At 39.6% G+C, this 19749-nt stretch carries 14 protein-coding genes; 3 read left to right on the top strand and 11 right to left on the bottom strand.

Going from position 1 to position 19749, the window contains the following annotated elements; translation table 11 throughout:
* Positions 1-50: 50 nt before the first annotated feature.
* The 5 genes from B2906_RS02250 to mutY form a co-directional block, all read right to left on the bottom strand.
* Complete coding sequence (locus B2906_RS02250) at positions 51-1529, bottom strand: glutamate synthase subunit beta (RefSeq protein ID WP_286935427.1); 1479 nt, start codon at positions 1527-1529, stop codon at positions 51-53.
* Between the two features lies 1 nt (position 1530).
* Positions 1531-6021 carry a glutamate synthase large subunit gene (gltB, locus tag B2906_RS02245; protein WP_091651818.1) on the bottom strand — a complete coding sequence of 1497 codons (4491 nt, stop codon included), beginning with the start codon at positions 6019-6021 and terminating at the stop codon, positions 1531-1533.
* A 386-nt stretch (positions 6022-6407) separates the two neighbouring features.
* The gene (gldE, locus tag B2906_RS02240) at positions 6408-7757 is read right to left on the bottom strand and encodes a gliding motility-associated protein GldE (RefSeq protein WP_091651815.1); all 1350 of its coding nucleotides are present in this window, start codon (positions 7755-7757) and stop codon (positions 6408-6410) included.
* 67 nt (positions 7758-7824) lie between these two features.
* Positions 7825-8298: a single-stranded DNA-binding protein gene (locus B2906_RS02235; protein ID WP_286935425.1), complete on the bottom strand. Its 474-nt coding sequence runs from the start codon at positions 8296-8298 to the stop codon at positions 7825-7827.
* A gap of 41 nt (positions 8299-8339) precedes the next feature.
* Positions 8340-9410, bottom strand: a complete 1071-nt coding sequence (gene mutY / locus B2906_RS02230; protein WP_286935424.1) for an A/G-specific adenine glycosylase — start codon at positions 9408-9410, stop codon at positions 8340-8342.
* Positions 9411-9555: 145 nt separating this feature from the next.
* Here mutY and B2906_RS02225 point away from each other — a divergent pair, with 145 nt between their 5' ends.
* From B2906_RS02225 to B2906_RS02215, 3 genes are all read left to right on the top strand, one after another.
* Entirely contained in the window at positions 9556-9864 is a 309-nt protein-coding gene (locus B2906_RS02225; protein WP_091651807.1) for an HU family DNA-binding protein, read from the top strand.
* An 18-nt stretch (positions 9865-9882) separates the two neighbouring features.
* Positions 9883-10698 (top strand): tetratricopeptide repeat protein, encoded by an 816-nt coding sequence (locus tag B2906_RS02220; protein WP_286935423.1) that lies wholly within the window; start codon positions 9883-9885, stop codon positions 10696-10698.
* 186 nt (positions 10699-10884) lie between these two features.
* A complete protein-coding gene (locus B2906_RS02215) occupies positions 10885-12456 on the top strand; it encodes an Rne/Rng family ribonuclease (protein ID WP_091651802.1) in 1572 nt (523 codons plus the stop codon).
* A 13-nt stretch (positions 12457-12469) separates the two neighbouring features.
* On the opposite strand, the gene B2906_RS02210 is transcribed toward B2906_RS02215, so the two are convergent.
* The 6 genes from B2906_RS02210 to B2906_RS02185 all read right to left on the bottom strand — a co-directional run bounded on the left by B2906_RS02210 (position 12470) and on the right by B2906_RS02185 (position 19603).
* A complete protein-coding gene (locus tag B2906_RS02210) occupies positions 12470-13603 on the bottom strand; it encodes a DUF4221 family protein (protein WP_286935421.1) in 1134 nt (377 codons plus the stop codon).
* A gap of 26 nt (positions 13604-13629) precedes the next feature.
* Positions 13630-14844 (bottom strand): hypothetical protein, encoded by a 1215-nt coding sequence (locus B2906_RS02205; RefSeq protein WP_219957540.1) that lies wholly within the window; start codon positions 14842-14844, stop codon positions 13630-13632.
* A gap of 31 nt (positions 14845-14875) precedes the next feature.
* A complete protein-coding gene (locus tag B2906_RS02200) occupies positions 14876-15628 on the bottom strand; it encodes a LytR/AlgR family response regulator transcription factor (RefSeq protein WP_219957541.1) in 753 nt (250 codons plus the stop codon).
* The gene (locus B2906_RS02195; protein ID WP_219957542.1) at positions 15625-16692 is read right to left on the bottom strand and encodes a sensor histidine kinase; all 1068 of its coding nucleotides are present in this window, start codon (positions 16690-16692) and stop codon (positions 15625-15627) included. The genes B2906_RS02200 and B2906_RS02195 overlap by 4 nt, the downstream gene beginning before the upstream one ends.
* A 95-nt stretch (positions 16693-16787) precedes the next feature.
* Complete coding sequence (locus tag B2906_RS02190; RefSeq protein ID WP_219957543.1) at positions 16788-17432, bottom strand: tetratricopeptide repeat protein; 645 nt, start codon at positions 17430-17432, stop codon at positions 16788-16790.
* An 11-nt stretch (positions 17433-17443) separates the two neighbouring features.
* Positions 17444-19603, bottom strand: a complete 2160-nt coding sequence (locus B2906_RS02185; RefSeq protein WP_219957544.1) for a TonB-dependent receptor — start codon at positions 19601-19603, stop codon at positions 17444-17446.
* Positions 19604-19749: the final 146 nt, after the last annotated feature.

The raw sequence follows: 19749 nt of genomic DNA, 5'->3' as shown, positions 1-19749 counted from the left end.
CTATCTACTTTTGAGACAGCCTCGTTTTTCATTAAGGTTATTAAAAACAATTACTCTGTTCCTTCCAATGATTCTTCAACCTGGAAGAAAGACTCATCTTTCTGAGGAAGGGAAGAAGCTCCCATCAAAAACTCATCAACCTTGACAGCAGCTTCTCTTCCTTCAGAAATAGCCCATACAACCAAAGACTGACCCCTTCGCATATCTCCCGAAAGAAATACTTTAGCATTGGTGCTTTGATAGTTTTTGGATTTGGGCAGTGTGTTTTCCATACTCTCTACCCCAAATGCTTCCAATAAGCCATTTTGGGCAGGTCCTGTATAACCAATAGCAATAAATGCTAGGTCGCAGGGTACAATTCGCTCCGTGCCTTCTACTTCTTCAAAATTCATCCGGCCATCTTTTTCCATCCATTCCAGATCTACCAGTTTTAGACCGGTAACTTCCCCGGCTTCATTGCCTATAAATTCCTTGGTCAAAATAGAAAATACTCTTTCGGCACCCTCTTCATGAGAACTGGATGTTTTCAGCGTCATAGGCCATTCAGGCCAAGGATTCAAAATTGTTCTCTGTTTAGGAGGCTTGGGTAAGAGCTCCAATTGTGTGATTGAGGCAGCGCCATGTCTGTTGGAGGTTCCGATACAATCACTACCGGTATCTCCTCCTCCAATCACGATCACATGTTTTCCTTTTGCTGAAATAGGGTTTTCCTCTATTTCTCCACCTACAACCTGATTCTGTTTTCCTAAAAAATCCATGGCAAAATGGACTCCTTTGAGATCAGAACCTTTAATATTCAACGCTCTGGGTTGAGCCGCTCCGGTAGATAACACTACCGCATCGAAATTTCTGAGGATATTTTCTGCTTTGATATTGAAACCTACCTCGGTGCCGCAAGAGAAAATGACTCCCTCTTGCTTCATCAAATCAATTCTTCTGTCTATCACCCATTTTTCCAATTTGAAATCTGGAATACCATATCTCAATAAACCTCCGGGCTTTGCGTCTTTTTCAAATACCGTCACCTCATGACCAGCTTGATTTAGCTGGTCTGCCGCTGCTAATCCAGCAGGGCCTGAGCCTATGACAGCCACGTGCTTGTTTGTTCTCTTTTTGGGAGGATTAGCCTGGATTAGTCCTAATTCATAGGCTTTTTCAGCGATACTTTTTTCAATGAGTTCAATGGCAACAGGATCTTTGTTGATACCCAATACACAGCTTGCCTCACAGGGAGCAGGGCAAATCCTCCCCGTAAATTCCGGGAAGTTATTGGTGCTTTTCAGAATGCTGATCGCCTGGGCCCAATCCTTTTCATAGACTGCATCATTGAACTCAGGGATTACATTTCCCAATGGACAGCCATTGTGACAAAATGGTATCCCACAATCCATGCACCTCGCTGCCTGATGATTTAATTTTTCGTCAGAAAACGGCTCATATATCTCCTTGTAGTCTCCCACTCTTTCCTGTGGGTCTCGACTGACTGGGGTCTCTCTTTTAAATTGTATAAATCCTTCTTTCGCTCCCATCTTACACCAATGATTTTGATTGTTCTAATGCTCTTTTCTCCAAAACTGCCTTGTAATCTCTAGGAATCACCTTGATAAATTTGAGCTTGGACTTTTCCCAATCCTCCAAGTATTGACTTCCCAAAGCACTATTCGTCAGCTTAACATGCCTTTTCACAAAGGATTTGATGGTGTTGTAATCCTCTTCTGTCAAAGGATCAATATCCACCAATTCAGGGTTGACTTCTGTGATATAATCGTGCAAAATATAGGCAATTCCACCACTCATGCCGGCAGCGAAATTTCTTCCTATCTCACCAAGATTGACGACCAATCCTCCTGTCATATACTCACAGCCATGATCTCCGATTCCTTCCACTACAGTTTTGACACCGGAGTTTCTCACACAGAATCTTTCTCCACCTTTACCATTAATATAGGCTTCACCGGAAGTAGCTCCATAAAATGCCACATTCCCTATGATGATATTTTCTTCAGGTTTGAACTTGGCATTTCGGCTTGGATAGATTGTCAGCCTTCCTCCGGATAGTCCTTTTCCGAAGTAATCATTAGCCTCTCCTTCCAGTTCAAAGCTTACACCTTTAGTCAAAAAACCACCAAAAGTCTGTCCCGCAGAACCCGTAAACTTGAATTGAATGGTATCATCCGGTAATCCTACACTTCCATAGATTTTGGAAATCTCATTGGAAAGCATAGCACCGACTGCACGGTCTGTATTTTTGATTTGAAAGTGGCCTGAAACTGCAATCGCCTGTTCTAAGGATGGAAGAGCTGCTTTGATAAGTTTTCTATCCAATACTTCCTTCAAATCCCAATCCTGATCGATCTGTTTGTGGATACCCACATGATCCGGCACTTCCACTCTATGGAAGATTGGTGAAAGGTCTACCTTATCCCATTTCCAATGATTCAAATGACCTGTGGACTGTAATACATGACTTTGGCCCACCATTTCGTCTATGGTCTTGAAACCCAAGGATGCCATGATTTCTCTCAAGTCTTGAACCAAGAAATAGAAATAATTCACCACATGCTCTGGGTCTCCCGTAAAGAGTTTTCTCAATTCAGGATTTTGGGTGGCTATACCTACAGGGCAGGTGTTAAGATGACATTTTCTCATCATAATACAGCCTTCTACTACCAAAGCGGCGGTTGAAATTCCCCACTCCTCAGCACCTAAAAGTGTTGCGATTGCCAAATCCCTTCCGGTTCTCAATTGTCCATCCGTCTGAAGCACTACTCTGCTTCTCAGGTTGTTTTTTACCAAGGTTTGATGCGCTTCTGAAAGTCCCAACTCCCAAGGCAATCCTGCATGTCTGATGGAAGAGAGCGGAGAGGCACCTGTACCTCCATCTGCTCCTGAAATCAAAATCACATCAGCCATTGCTTTAGCTACTCCGGCTGCCACAGTTCCCACTCCTGCTTGGGATACCAGCTTTACATTGATTCTAGCCTTTCTATTGGCATTTTTCAAATCATAAATCAACTGAGCCAAATCTTCTATTGAATAAATATCGTGATGGGGAGGAGGAGAAATGAGGCCTACCCCAGGGGTAGAATGGCGAACTTTTCCTATCCACTCGTCTACCTTGTGGCCAGGTAATTGTCCACCCTCACCAGGCTTGGCTCCCTGTGCCATTTTAATTTGGAGTTCTGCTGCATTGGTCAGGTAATTACTGGTTACTCCAAACCTTCCTGATGCCACTTGCTTGATCGCAGATCTTTCCCAATCCCCATTTTCTTTTTTCTGAAAACGGATTTCATCCTCCCCGCCTTCTCCGGAGTTGCTTTTAGCTCCGATACGATTCATGGCTATGGCAAGTGTAGTATGAGCTTCATGAGAAATGGATCCAAAAGACATAGCTCCTGTTGCAAATCTTCTCATGATGCTTTCTGCAGGCTCTACTTCTTCCAGAGGTACCGAAATTCTTTTCTTGAACTCGAATAATCCTCTTAAAGTCAAAGCATCTTTTGACTGCTCGTTGATTTTATCTGCAAATTTCTTGTACAGTCCGTAATCGTTGAGTCGGGTTGACTTTTGAAGCAAATGGATGGTTTCAGGATTGAAAAGGTGTTTTTCCCCCCTTCTTTTCCATTGGTAAACACCTCCGGTTTCCAAAACAGGACTTTCTGTGTGATAAGCCGCTCTATGACGGATCAACACCTCTTCCGCAAGTTCATCAAATGAAACTCCAGAGATTCTGGAGATGGTGCCTTTGAAGCATCTGTCTATGACTTCAGGTCCTAATCCAATGGCTTCGAAAATCTGAGCTCCCTGATAAGATTGAAGTGTAGAAATTCCCATTTTGGAAAGAACCTTCAATAATCCTTTTCCTATGGCTTTTTGATAGTTATAAAATAATGTTTTCTGATCTTTTACTTCCGGGAACATGCCTTTTTGGAACATGTCCAATAAAGATTCCAGCGCCAGATATGGATTGATTGCAGAAACCCCATAACCAATTGCTGTTGCAAAATGATGGGTTTCCCGTATGTCTCCTGATTCCAGTACCAAACCGGCTTTGGTTCTTATCTTCTTTTTAACCAGGTGGTGATGCACAGCACCGATCGCCAATAAAGATGGAATTGGTGCCCATTCTTCATTGCTATTTCTGTCTGAAATGATCAGAATATTTTTTCGCTCGGCAATGGCATCCTCTGCTTCCTGACAAAGCTTATCCAATGCTTCCAATAATCTGCCTGGCTGATGGTCTGCGTTAAAATGAGCAAACAACTTCTTAGCTCTATAGCCTTGGCCTTCCATATTCTGGATTTTTTCCAGAGACTCGTTGAGCAATACAGGCTGAGAGATATGGATTTGTCGAGTATGCTGAGGGCTTTCTTCTAGTATATTGTGTCCTTCACCAATTCTAGTGAAGAGGGACATCACCATTCGCTCCCGAATCGGATCAATCGGTGGATTACTTACCTGCGCAAATAATTGCTTGAAATAATTGGCGATATGTTGGCTTTGCTTGGATAAGACAGCAAGCGGTGTATCTGCTCCCATGGAACCGATGGCTTCTTGCCCGCTTTTACCCATAGGCCCTAGAACCACTTTCAGTTCTTCAGACGTATAGCCAAATACCGTTTGGCATTTCTTAATATTTTCTGTGGAATATGGATGACTCAAAGTTTCCGGGTCTGGCTCCAGCCTCAACTTGATCCGCTGTTCATTTACCCATTGCTCATAAGGCTGCTTTCGGCATATTTCTCCCTTGACTTCCTCATCAAAGAGTACTTTTCCTTTTTCCAAATCGGCCCAAAGCATTCTTCCGGGACTGATTCTACCTTTTTCAGTAATTGTAGCTTCCCTAATCGGCAAAGCTCCGGCTTCTGAGGAAAGGATTAATCGTTGGTCTTTGGTGATGAAATAGCGAAGTGGTCTCAGCCCATTTCTATCCAAAGTGGCGCCAACTGATTTTCCATCTGTAAACAAAAGGGCTGCAGGACCATCCCAGGGCTCCACTAAGGAGGCGTGAAATTTATAAAATGCCTTTCGGTCTCTGTCCATGACCTCATTATCCTGCCAAGCCTCAGGCACCAGCATCATCATGGCATGAGGCAAGGATCTTCCGCTCAATGTCAATAGCTCCACCATGGCATCCAAGTTGGCTGAATCTGAGTTCAGCTTATTGGTGATAGGCATCAGTTTTTCCAGCTCTTCATCAGAGAAAAACTGAGTTTTCATCAGCGTTTCCTTGGATTTCATTTTATTCAAATTTCCTCTGATAGTGTTTATTTCACCATTGTGAGAAAGGAATCTGAATGGCTGAGCCAATCTCCAATTAGGGAATGTATTGGTGGAAAATCTTGAATGGACGATTGCAAAAGCAGATTCTATTTTACCGTTTTGTAAATCCTTGTAGAAGGGTAAAACCTGATCAGTTCTCAACTGACCTTTGTAGATTAAGGTCAGGCTACTGAAGGAGGCAAAATAGAAAGATTGGTTGACACCAGGGATCTTGGAATTGACCTCAGAAGTAGCAAAGTTTCTTAGTACATACAGTTTTCTTTCCAAAGCAATCCCGGTGAGCCCTTTTTTGTGCTTGACAAAAAGCTGCTCAATATTGGGCATAACTTCCAATGCTCCTGATCCTGGAACTGTTTCATCTACCGGAACAGGTCTATAGCCAATGAGTTCAAAGTCAAGATCTTCAATGATCTGGTTCAGTAGCTCCTTTGATTTTTTGAAAAGTTGCTTATTTCTGGGAAAAAAAGTCATGCCTACCCCGTAGTATCCTTTTTCGGGTAGACTGATTTCTGTCCTTGCGGTAATATCTTTTAGAAAGTCATGAGGAACCTGAATTAATACACCTGCTCCGTCTCCGGTTTTAGGATCTGAACCCCGACCACCTCGGTGCTCCATATTGCTAAGCATATATAAGGCGTCACTGATTGTTTCATGAGTGGGATTCCCAGTCAAGTCCACCACAGCGCCAATGCCGCAGGAGTCATGCTCAAATTCTGAGCGGTATAACCCTTTTTGCATATATTTCAATAGATTTAATAGGTTCAAAATTTCCAAAAAATACGAAAAAAAATCTTTTTGTTAAAATAAAGGCAATGAAACCAAGCTTTTACTGATAATTTTCTGATGAATTAGATTTTTTTTAATTATTTTTTAAATAAAAATTGGTTTCAAATATTTACATTATTCGCCTTAAAAACAGTGATTCTCCAAAAATAGGGTAAAAATTAGACCTGTTTTAGCTTCAATTGTGTGATTTTTCTGCAAAGTGCCTGAAATCTGGTTTACGGAAAAAATAATAAAAAATTTTACAGCTTATTTTTCTCTAATAGCAACTCTTTTTTACTCAATCGATTTCGAAAGCCAAATAATATTTTGTAATACTTATTTAACTAAAAATGAGTGAATCAATCCGTGAATGGATGAGACCCATCTTGATGCTGATCTTTCAGATGTACTTTTACCTTTTTGATTCTTCTGGCATCTACTGCCAAGATGGTAAATTCAAAATATTCAAAATGGATTTTTGTTCCATTTTTAGGAAGCTTATTATTCAATTCTAACAAAAGACCTCCCAAAGATTCACTTTCGCCTTTGACATCATCAAAGATTTGGGAATCAAGATCCAGTTTTTTGCAAAAGTCATTTAAGGATATTTTTCCTTCAAATATGAAAGTGGAGGAATCGATCTCCTGAAAAAACATATCGTCCTTATCATCGAACTCATCGTTGATTTCGCCAATAATTTCCTCTATCAGATCCTCTAAAGTTACCAAGCCTGAAGTTCCTCCATATTCATCTACTACGATGGCCATGTGGACTCTTTTTTGCTGGAAATCCTTTAATAAGGTATCCACTCTTTTATTTTCCGGAACGAAAAAGCTTTTTCGTATTAATTCTTTCCAGGCAAAATTTTCATCCCGCTCTATATAAGGAAGAAGATCCTTGATATATAAGATGCCTTCAATATTGTCTATGGTTTCATGATAAACCGGAATTCTGGAATAACCGCTTTTATTGATTTTATCCATCAATTCATGAAAATCCATCTCGGTGTCAACGGCGGTAATTTCCATCCGGCTTCTCATCACCTGCTTTACGGATAGAGTTCCAAAGTTTACAATACCTCTTAAAATGTCCTTTTCTTCATTAGGAGCATCTTCAGTAGTAATTTCTAAGGCTTGGTTTAATTCATCAACCGAAAGTGAATAGCCTTTCTTTTCTATTTTTCTTTCAATTAGGTTACTGATTGCCATTAGAAAGAGGGAGATAGGCTTGAGGATGGTTGAGAAAAAATTGATAGTGGGGGCCATGATAAGGCTGAATTCAATTTTAGCCTTGTTGGCATATACTTTTGGTACAATTTCCCCAAAAAACACGATAGCGAAAGTGACACCGATAGTTTGTATCATGATTACCACTATGCCTGTTGCGTTCATTCCAAAAATACTCCAGGAAACGAATGTGGTCAAGGTGACTATCGCAATGTTGATCAGGTTGTTCAGAATGAGAATAGTGCTGAGTAATTGTTTGGGACTACGAAGGAGCCTGGCAACATGCTTCCCATTTTTTGTCTCTTCATCGGCAATGGACTCTAAGTCCTCATTGGAAAGAGAGAAAAAAGCCACCTCTGAGCCTGAAACTAAAGCAGAGCCAAGCAACAGGAGAATAAAAAGTAAACCGTTAAATAAAAGGTACCCTACGGAGGGCTGAGTAATTTGAGTAAGTAAATACCAACTCGGGTAAGGGTCGTCCATGTACTAAACGAGATGTTTGATGCAAAATTAAACAATTCCCCTGAAAATCAACTTCAGGGGAATCGAATCAAAACGGTAAATCGTCATCTTCTGTATCCGGACTGAGATCCGGTCCTTGATTTCCTCCTCCTGTGGCAGCAGGTGCTGGGTTGGGTCTGGATTGGCTAGCAGGTGCTCCCATTCCACCACTTTCCTGTCCTGGGTTATCTTGTTTAGAACCAAGCATGGTAAAACTTAAAACTCTGATTTTGGTCCTTTTTCTATTTTGGCCTTGATCATCCTGCCAAGTATCGGATTTGATCTTTCCCTCCACATAGATTTGCATTCCTTTTTTCAGGTACTGCTCGGCAATTTTCGCCTGACCACCCCAAAGCTCCAAATCGTGCCATTCGGTCTGATCTACCCGGTTTCCATTTCTGTCCTTGTAAGATTCTGTTGTAGCCAATCTCAAATTTGCTACTACGTTGTCTCCTTCTAAATATTTCACTTCCGGGTCTGCTCCTAAATTCCCCAAAAGGATTACTTTATTTACTCCTGCCATAGCTTCTTATTTATAATTCTAGATCTAATTTTTGAAGTTAATCAAAAGCCCTGATCGTTCAAAAAGTTCACAATCAACTTTGGCTTGGCCAAGTATTCGATTTTTTCTTCTTCAACCAGTAAAAAGCCATTGTTTTCGGCCCATTCATTGAGATGAGCGATTTTTTCTTCCGGAAATTCTACCTCTGAGAAAACAGCATTCAGTTTCTGATGTGACAAAATATGTCGGTAATTTTTTGGAAACTTGACTGGAGTCTTTGCTGCTTCCGGCAAATTGAATTCAGATTCAGAATTTTCCTTCGTTTGCTCCACATGTGGAAAATCAAATAATCCTTCCCAGATATCGCCGGAACTTCTTTTTTTCCATACCCACTTTTCTCCGCATCGGATTACATAATAGTGTAGATGTCTTTCCTTGATTTTAATCTTATTGATTTTCACCGGAAGATCCTTGACCATCTTATTATTCAAAGCAAAACAGGAGGATGATAAAGGGCAGGTATCACAAGATGGATTGGCAGGGGTGCAATGCCTTGCCCCAAAGTCCATCATGGCTTGATTGAATTCTCCGGGATGATCAGCCGGTATTAGCTGGTCAGCTAAGGCTTCAAATTGTTTTTTGCCTTTGCCGCTGGCAATATCTGTCTCAATTCCAAAATAGCGTGCCAGAACTCTAAATACATTTCCGTCTACCACTGCTTTGACTTCTCCAAAAGCGAAACTAGCAATTGCAGAAGCAGTGTAGCTTCCCACACCTTTTAATAATAGGAGTTCTTTATAGGTTTCCGGAAAATTCCCGTTTAGTTCATGCCAAACGTATTTTGCACAGCTGTGGAGGTTTCTGGCTCGGCTGTAATATCCCAGACCTTGCCAAAGGCGAAGTACTTCTTCTTCCGGGGCAAGGGCCAAATCTTTCACAGTAGGATAGGCCTCGGTGAATTTGAAATAATAAGGCATTCCCTGGGCAACTCTGGTTTGCTGGAGAATGATTTCTGAGAGCCAAATTTTGTATGGATCTTGGATTCCTCTCCAGGGAAGTTCCCTTGGATTTGCCCTGTACCAACTTAATATTTGATGGGAAAATAGTTGATTATCAGTAGCTTTGGTATTCATGTAAGGATAAAATCTTTCGTGTAAATCTGGTGAATTTTTATGGATTTGTTTTTTAATTGCATTGCATCTCGTACATTTGCAGTCCCAAAAACACTTGGTTAATAGGTCGTTAAGCTTATTTCGTAATTTCTAAATTAAAATCACAGTGACAAAAGCAGAAGTAATCACCAAGATTTCGGACAAAACCGGAATCCAGAAGGATGATGTGACACAGACCATTGAGGCGTTCTTCAAGGTAGTAAAAGACTCTATGTCTGAAGGAGAAAACATTTACGTAAGAGGTTTCGGTAGCTTTATCAACAAGAAGAGAGCTAAGAAAATTGCACGTAACATCTCCAAAAATACAGCGATCGTAATCGATGAGCACTACATCCCGGCATTCAAGCCTTCCAAAGTGTTTATTGAGAAGATCAAAAACAGCAAAAAGATCAAGGAACTAGCTCCTCAGGATTAAGTCTAAGGAGACTTTGACATGAAAAAATCACAGCTCTTTCTCATAATCATAGGTGTTGCAGCAGTAGTGGCTCTTTATGCACTGCCAAAAATTGTAGTGGATAATGAGGCTCAGAATACGGTAGGTGAAAACCAGACTGAAAATTCTCCATCAACTTCTGCCAATACCATGCATGAGAATGAGCTTTCTCCTGAAAAAGAAGCTACATTAGCTCAGTTGAAAGCAAAGGCAGTCGCCGGCTCAGAAACAATTTCTGAAGACATGAGACAGCTAGCTTCTCTATATCAGGAAAAGGGTAAGTACGACAGTGCTGCTTACTTCTTGAGTTTGGCAGCAAATCAGACAAACGATTTGAGTTTGGCTGAAGAAACCGGTAATGCTTATTTCGAAGCATTCACCTTTGCGCTGGATCAGGAAAAGGTAGCCTATCTTGCCGGACAAACCCGAGATTACCTCAATCGAGTATTGGATAATGATCCTACTCGGATGGATTTGAAATCGAAGATTGCGATGACTTATGTGTCTTCAGCCAATCCAATGCAAGGTATAGCCATGCTAAGGGAGATTTTGGCAGAAGATCCGCAGAATGAAGATGCCATATTTAATATGGGAATCTTGTCTATGCAATCAGGTCAATATAAAAAAGCGACTGAACGATTTGAAGAATTGATTCGTTATCATCCGGATAATCTTCAGGGGCAGTTTTACTTGGCTGTCAGCTATTTCGAAGCCGATCAAAAAAACAAAGCGAAAGCTCAGTTTGAGAAAGTAAAGGGGATGACCCAGGATGCTATGATTCTGGAGAGTGTTCAGAGCTATCTTGACAGATTGTAATTAAATGTATCACTATAAATAATAAGACTATGCCTTGCGGTAAGAAAAGAAAAAGACATAAGATCGCTACGCACAAGCGTAAGAAAAGACTAAGAAAAAACAGACATAAGAAGAAGTAATACACTTCTTCTTATACCCGTTTTTTGACAAAAACACACGTTCATTTACATAGTATAAGACGAGATTTTGAGTACGGAATTGTTAATTGATTCTGCTCAAAACGGGAGTCGAATAGCCCTTTTACAAGATAAAAGCTTGGTTGAGTTGCACTCTGAAGGAGTGGACAATCAGTTTAAAGTTGGGGACATCTACCTGGGAACAGTGCGAAAAATAGTCAATGGGCTGAATGCAGCTTTCATTGATGTAGGCTACGAAAAAGATGCCTTTTTGCACTACCAGGACTTAGGTCCTAATTTCAACAGCTTAGGCAAGTTCACCAAAATGGTGCGCAACAACAACTACAGCAATTACAATCTGAAAGGCTTTCAAAACGAACCTGAGATCGATAAAATCGGCAAGATTTCAAATATTCTTTCTAAGAATAACCAAATCTTGGTTCAGGTCGTCAAAGAGCCAATCTCTACCAAAGGGCCCCGATTATCCTGTGAGCTCTCTCTTCCTGGTCGATACCTCGTATTGGTGCCATTTTCGGATTCAGTCAATGTATCCAAGAAAATCCGCAGCAGCGACGAGCGAAAAAGACTTCTGAGACTCATCAATTCTATCAAGCCAGCTAACTTCGGTGTTATTATCCGAACTGTGGCCGAAGGTCAGTCAGTTACCGAACTGGACAAAGACCTCCGAAATCTTCTCAATAATTGGGAAGAAGGCATGAAGAAATTGCTGAAAGCCAGAAGCCGAGACAAGATTATAGGAGAGATGAGTATGGCTTCCTCACTAGTGAGAGACCTACTCAATGAATCCTTCGATGCAATCACCGTAGAAGAAGAATCCACTTACGATCAGATCAGATCCTACATCAGGACAATAGCCCCTGAAAAAGAAAAAATTGTTAAGCTTTACACAGGTAAAGCCAAGCTCTTTGAAAGTTTTGGAATAGAAAAGCAGATCAAAAGCCTGTTTGGTCAGACGGTCAGCCTCCCTCAGGGAGGATATGTGATCATCGAGCATACGGAAGCCCTGCACGTCATAGACGTCAATAGCGGGAACAAGTCCAATCAGGAAAGTGACCAGGAATCCACAGCATTAAAAACCAACCTGGTAGCTGCAAAAGAAATTGCCAGACAACTCCGCCTCCGAGATATGGGAGGCATTATCGTTGTCGATTTTATCGACATGAAGAGGGCCGAAAATAAAAAGGCCATTTACGAAGCGATGAAAGATGAGTTGAAAGCTGACAGATCGAAACATACTGTTTTGCCGCTGAGTAAATTTGGACTCATGCAAATCACCCGACAGCGTGTCCGGCCGGAGGTTAATATCGTGACGAAGGAAACCTGCCCGGCATGTAACGGCACAGGCAAAATCCAGGCTTCTATCCTGGTAGCCGATAAATTAGAAAAGGATTTGGATCATATAGCCACCATCCAAAACGTGGAAAAAATCCAAATCGGGCTGCATCCCTATCTGCATGCATACTTTACTACCGGTATTATCAGCCGCAGAGTAAAGTGGTTTTTCAAGTATTATAAATGGATTAAACTGATCAAAGATTCTTCCCTGCCGGTGACGGAATACAGATTCCTAGATGAATCTGGAGAGGAAATAGAACTTCAAGTAAAAAGCGAGACTGAGTAAGTCTCGCTTTTTTTTATGGCTTTAAAAATGAAGAAAAATTCACACGTGCGAATTTTACTTTTTCCTCGACTTTGCCAGATCCCAAATAGAAGTAATAGCCATCAGGTGTAGGAAATCCTTGATAGGTATTTGGTAAATTTTCTATCTCTCCCAGTTTTTTAAAATCTTCATCTAAGACGATAATTCTTGAAATATAGGATTGATTCGAATTACTTTCATTTTCTTTTAATCCGGTTATCACTTGTCTCAGATATACCTTTTGAAAAGGATCGAAAGTGATCCAAGTATACCTTGCAGAGCTGTGATCAGGTTGGAAAATAGTATACTCTCCGGATGGAACAGTTTTACCTTTTTTAAAAATCAAACTTTCCTGAGGAGATGCATCAATCCATCTGGTTTGATTGTTTTCCAGAATCATTAAACTATCCACCACAGGGAAAGAGATAATAGCCTGATTGCTTTTAGAATTATAATAATGGGAATAAGGACCCAAGTTTGGATCCTCATAAAACTCTCTCAATTTTTCAGGATACTCAAAAGAAATATATTCCCATTCCTCTGAATTCAAATTCAATCTAACCAACCAATCTTCATAGCCAATTAGTTTTTCATTCATGACATAAGGGACGTCCGAGATGATTATTTCATTCTCATAATAAGTGATTGGATTATTTGGGAAGACCGTATAATTAGAATAAAGCCTGTCAGTGGGAGTAGAAGGCAAATTCCAGGACTGGATTACTTTTCCTTCGAAATTAGCCTGATGAATTTTTCTATCTGCATCTATTACAAAAATTCCATCCTTTGTTAAGGCACGTTTATAATCAGTATCACCTAATCCGTCTGGACCTTCTCTTTGATAGAACTTTTCAAAGCCTTTGTCGCCTTCAGGATAGCGATACCCAACAAGGTGGAGTTTTCGAAAGTCTAAAAGGAATCTTCCACTATCTGTTTCAAAGTAAGCTAAGCTTGGAGAAATAGCTGCTGTGTTTAAATCCTTTGAAAGGATAAGCGTGTCTTGAATGAGATTTTCAAAACTTTCAGTAGTTAAAACCTGCGATTTTTTATCGCTACAAGCCAAAAAAATTATGAGGATAGCACCAAGCCCAAAATTTAATATTGAAAAGGATTTTTTGGTTTTTATCATAAGCAGTTAGGACGAATGGAAAATATCTAAGGTTTTAAAAACTTAAAATTTGACCAGTTTTCCAAATGCCTGAATTTTAATTTATTAGTCAAAAAATCAGGAAATACCATTACTTTCTCTACACGTAACTCATGAATTCCAGACTCAAGAGAATCTAAGTATAAAATTGTTTCAAATGATTTTTGTCCGGAGATAGAGCTTTTTAAAGGAAGCCAGTTCTTAGGATAATAGGGTTCGTCATCAATATAAATTTGATATAAGTCAGGCATAGCTTCAATTTTCCCCCAAGAAATAGAGTCGAGTTCATCCTGAAATTTCTCTCTCAATGATGCAAGAGATTTATTATCATCTACATAAAAGGGAAGTCCCAGTTTGTAGGTGGAACCCTCCATAATTTGGCTTTGGGCATAGGCTCGGGGATATCGTTTCTCCTCAGGATGTACATCCTCGAAATAGTATTCAGAAATTGGCCAATTTATATCTGTTTCGCTTAGGTTCTTTTCATTAAAGAAAAGATCAAATCCTTTTACATCATTGAGGATGATTGGAATAGATAATAGAATAACTATTAGACCATACCAAACCGTAAACCACTTTCCGATATTAGATTGATAAGTAGCCCCAACTGAACTCAGCATTGTATTAGAATACCAATTCTTAAATTTATTCTTCTTCATGGTTGCCATCAGAATCGCATATGCCATTATACTGATGAGAAAAAATGCATAGATAGCCATAAATGGCAGATTAAACAGGACTTTGATAGCGATCAGACTTCCTAGGTAAAAGGTGAAAATTAATATCAAAATGGAAATGGAAACCGGGTAAGCCAAAGTCATGGAACAAATCTTTTCCATCCTTAAAACCATTTCATCCGGATGTTGATAAGAATAGCCTTGGGCAACCTTAAATAGTTTTTCCTGATTCACTCCCTTAGGGAATGCATAACTGAGCCCTAAAAGCCCTGCCCATATAAATCTGAGGGACAACTGAACAATGAAAAATATCTTAAAAACACTTATTACAACACTTAAATAAAATAAAACTAGCGTGCTAAGTAAAAAGCCTGCTCCAAGATCCTGGACCAAATAAGCCGAGAATTCATAAATCTTTGCAGGAAAGATGAATAAAAAAGCCAAAATTAAACCCGTGATGATAATCTCTGGTTCCCAACTATTTCTTTGCAGGTTTTCCAGCCATGTCAAATCATCTTGTTTACGATTACTATCCAGTTCTGCCATTTAAAATCAATTAATTAGCTAATTATACTAATTATTGATCCAACCATTGTTTAAATTCTCCAACTTTTTCACGGCTGACAATGACATCGCTGGAATCGCAGTTTCTAAGTTTCACCTTCAGTCGGCTATTGGAATAGCTGTATACTTCTTCGACAGCTGCAATGTGACTGATATATTTTCTATTGATCCTAAAAAATTGAGAAGGATCTAACTGACTTTCTGTTTGCTCCAGTGTCTGATCGATGACATATCTTTTTCCGCTTTTGGTTTGAAGAAAAGTCACTTTTTCTTCACTGAAAAATAGGTCTACCTCCTCAATAGAAATGCTTTGGATTTTTTCCCCAAACCTTACTAAAAATCTACTCTTGAAGTTTTGTGTTTGCGGCTTTAATAAGTCCTTGATTAAGGCCAGATCTAAGCTCGGTTTTATTTGCTGAGATTTAAACTTATCCACAGCTCTGTTTAAATCCTCAGGGTCTATGGGTTTTAGCAGGTAATCCACCGCATTTACCTGGAATGCTTTGATGGCAAACTGGTCATAGGCAGTGGTAAAGATGACGGGTGTGGATAACTTAACTTTTTCAAAGATTTCAAAGCTGATTCCATCTGCCAATTGGATGTCACAAAAGATTAAATCAGGATGTGGATAAGTCTGTAGCCATTCTACCGAAGATTTGATACTATCTAAGTTTCCATGAAAGTCGGCATCCTGGAAATGTGGCTTCAATAGCTTGAGAAGCCGATTTGCTGCTGGATTTTCATCTTCAATAATTAAGATATTCATGCCTCAATTTTTAATAAAGGAAGGATTACCAAGAATTCTTCTTCATTTTGAATCACCTCTGGTTTACGATTACTCAAAAGTTCATATCGCAGGTTGATATTATTCAATCCAACTCCTGTAGAAGGCTCTTCCTTTGTTTTTTTGGGCTGAAACGTATTACTTATCCACACTTCATTTTCTTTTTGGATTATGTGGATAAATAGGGGAAGCTCCTTGCTGATGATATTGTGCTTTACTGCATTTTCCAAAATAAGTTGCAGTGACAAGGGAGGTATCCAATGGCTGTTTTCATCGAATGTTTTGATAGAAAATTGGAGACTTTCTTCAAATCTTATTTTTTGTAAGTCCAGATAATTTCTCGCAAAATCTAGTTCCTTTTTTAAGCTCACCAATTCTTCATTCTGTACTTCCAAAACATATCGATAAATCCTGGAAAGCTTTTGAATAAATTCTGCTGATTTATCTGCGTCTTCATAAACCAAGTTTGAAAGAACGTTCAAGGAGTTAAATAGGAAATGAGGATTGAGTTGATCTTTCAGTCCTTGATATTGGGAAGCCAATTTTTCGGACTTCAATTTTTCTGCTTCAATTGCGGATTTTCTCCATTCTCCAAGCCAAGACCAAGTGGTGAATATGGACATGAAAACCAATGCAATTAGCATAGGCGTTGTGGTATATTGAAAAAGCTCTTTCCAAGGTATATTATCTATAAATATTTGCCTTGAAAGTAGAGCATAAATGACAATTACTATATAGCTCGCTATAAAAGAATATGCCATGTAGGTGGCAATAGTAAGAATGACACGTTTGATTGGATATTGAATCCATGACATCCTTTTGTCAAAGAAAGAATCAACCTGATTCCCGCCGAAACTCAAAACTGAGGAAAATATAAATGCGGCTATAAAATCCGGAAAAAGTGATTTGATCCCCTCCCAAGTCAGGAAACATGTGGGACAAAAAATTACTATGAGAATCGAAGCAATGATCAAATTGACCCCAATAAACTTCGGAAAGCTTTCCCAGATACTGGTTTCTTTTTCGCATTGATTGGGGTTAGTCATTCGGCTCATTGGTTCAAGATAGTTAAAAAGGCAGATTTTTGAATTATTCAATTATTAGATTCAAAAATCTACCTTATAAATAGAGTACAATTAAATTAATTACAATTATTCATCATCTGCTGAGCACTTCTTTTTCCCCATTTTGGGAGGATATAATCTTCAGTGATAATGCTTTCCTCCTTTTCAAACTGTTCCAAACTCAACCTGACCATACCGCAGGCTTTGTCTGTGCCACTTCCGAAGAATTGGGCCATTCCATATTCCATTTGAGCCATCAAATAAAGTGCTCTTGGGTTTTCCCGGTCAAGATTGATTGCTTTTCCAAATAATTGCATGGCTTGTGGACTTAAGTTTTGACCTCTTGAAGCAGGATCCAAACTGATTTTACCCATGATTGCATATCCTTTCAATGCAGTCACTTCGGAGTTGGCTGGCGCTAATTTTTCTGCCTTGTCAATATATTCCAGTGCCTGATCCAAATATTGATCTTTGTTTACGTCAAATCGAAATGCTGCCTCAATATGGATCAATCCAGCATAATATAATGGAAGCCATTCCTCACTTTTAGCTTCTGCAATTCGCAAAAAACCATTTGCTACTTCTTTGGATTGTTCGGCATTTGCTATTTGATCCATGGCAACAATCTGTTTTTTCATAGCTTTTTCAAATGCGGGATCAGATGCCATACTAAGACTTATCCACAGAAATGAAAGTGCGAAAGTTAAGATGAGCTTTTTCATAATTTATTGGTTTATAAGTTGTTTAATTGATTTGCGTTTTTGTCTTTAGAAAGGGTCAGAAAAATCCCCAAGAATAAAAACCTGGGAGCAACCTGACCACTTGGTATAGATTCAAATACTCCTTGGGAGTTTGCCTGCTGGGCAAACCTGTATCCAAATACATTCTCTCTTCCCAACACATTGTTGACTCCGAAATGAATGATCAAATTGGGTTTGGGTAAATAGCTCCAACTGAAGCTTAAACTTTGAAAGCTTTCAGTTTTAGAACTCATTTCCTCTCCATCATTTGGGTTATGGTAAGGGTATCCATCATTCATGGAAAAGCTGATTCCAAACTGCGATTTTAAGTCCAAAATGAAATGTTTGGCTACTACAGAGAAGTTGTGTTTGGGAGCGAAGGATGGCTGAACCTCTGATTGGAACTGGTCAAACTGTCTCTTGCTATCCACAAAGCTGTAAGTGATCCAATAGTCTGTGTTTTTAATACTTTTTCTATCTCTGAAAAAGATATCCACACCCTGAGCGTACCCCTTACCTAGGTTGGTCGGGTTTTGGGGGGGTTGTGGATAACCTTCAAAAACCACCAAATTCTCATATCCTTTATAAAATCCCTCTGCTCTGAAAGTGATACCTTCTCTTTGTAGTAAATAATTTAATATCAGGTGATTGGATTCCGTGTTCTTGAGTGTTTGATTCAAAACCCGTAAGTTTTCCACAGGCATTTGAGAGAAAGAGCCTGCAGCAAAGGAGACTTGGGAGCTTTCTGAGATTTTGTATGCTAAAGAAGCTCTTGGGTCTAACCATTGTTCTTTATTCAAGGAGCTTTGGCCTGCTCTAAGGCCTGCCCGAAAAACAAGATTTTTGTTGAGGTAGTAATCCCACTCTGTAAAAAGATAAAACTGATGATCTACATAATCTCTAGAGAAGTTGAGGTCTACCAAGCTTTCGTCAAACTGGTGATTGAAGTATTCTAATCCCGTATTCATGGATAATTTATCCGAAAAATCTTTGGTAGCAGTAAATTTCCCGTGTGCCAATTGATTCTTTCTTTCCAATCGAATACTATCAATGTGGATATCATCGAAGTTGGAAGAAAGAGCTGCCCCGGCAAATAAGGTCCATCCATTTTCAAAAGCATTCTTCCAATTGGTCTGTGCAAATGAATATTTATTTCTCAGCCGAATAAGTTGACCTCTACTTTCTTGACCTGGTTCAGGCTGCCATATTTCCATTCCCCCTGACTCTGTTCTGGCGAGTATTTTCCAAAGACCTCCTTTTGCTAATTTCTTTTGTGCCGATAATTCAATATCCCATCCATTCGGTGCTCTTTCCCAATCGAAATTTTGCTTTACCAAGGACTGATAAGGTTTTAAATCAAAATAATTGGCACTGAAAGTCAGGCTTTGCTTTTCTGATGAAAGCGTATGTGCATAACCTCCTCCAACAGACATGATGCTGAGGTCACCTTGACTTCTGATCGAAAGGTCTTTGGTATTCAAAGCTAAAGCTGAGGATAAGGCCTGCCCGTATTCGGCAGAATAGCCTCCTGTTGAGAAAAATGTTCCTTTGAAAAGGTTGGGGTTAAAGCGGGTTCGAGTTGGGACATTACCTGCAGTGCTTCCATAAGCATTGCCAACTCGGATGCCATCAATATAAATTCCCACTTCACTCGCATCTCCGCCCCTGACGAATAATCTTCCGTCATTACCAACTGTGCTTGTTCCCGGTAGTGTTTGGAATGCGCCCACGATATCACCCATTGCGCTAGGTGTAGTGACTATATCTAATGGCCGAAGTATGACTGATTTTTTTTCATCCGAAGCCTCCATTGCACCTGCGGAAATTGTCACAGCATTCATTTCTGTGATTGCCTCAACTAATATCTGATCTGGGATTTGAATGGCATTTCCTTCACAATGGATGGCTATCTCAATACTTTTAAAACCCATCAGTTGAAATACTAATACTTGAGGACCTTCTTCATCAGTTTCGAATTCAAAGCTTCCATCATCTTTGGAAGTACTTCCGTCATAAGATCCTTTGATAAGTACATTCACTCCAGGCAAGCCTTTCTTTTTTTCATCCAGCACTTTTCCTGAAATCTTGGTTTGAGAAAAAGAAATTGTGGATAAAGACAGAAAAAAGAAGATGAAAATACTGAGCGTTCTCATAGCGAATCATATTTGATCCGAATATGAGTTGCTTTTTACCCTTCAAAAATTAAAGTTGACTGAAGCGTCAAAATCGGCGACTGAAATGTCAGAGATTAAAGATGAAAAAAAATGGATTGATGCAGATTCAATAAAAAAGGGAAAGA

The sequence above is a fragment of the Algoriphagus sp. UBA3586 genome (genome assembly GCF_002376385.1).
Lineage (GTDB): Bacteria > Bacteroidota > Bacteroidia > Cytophagales > Cyclobacteriaceae > Algoriphagus > Algoriphagus ornithinivorans.
Note: the sequence above shows the minus strand (reverse complement) of the source record. Positions and strands in the feature narration are given on the sequence as shown.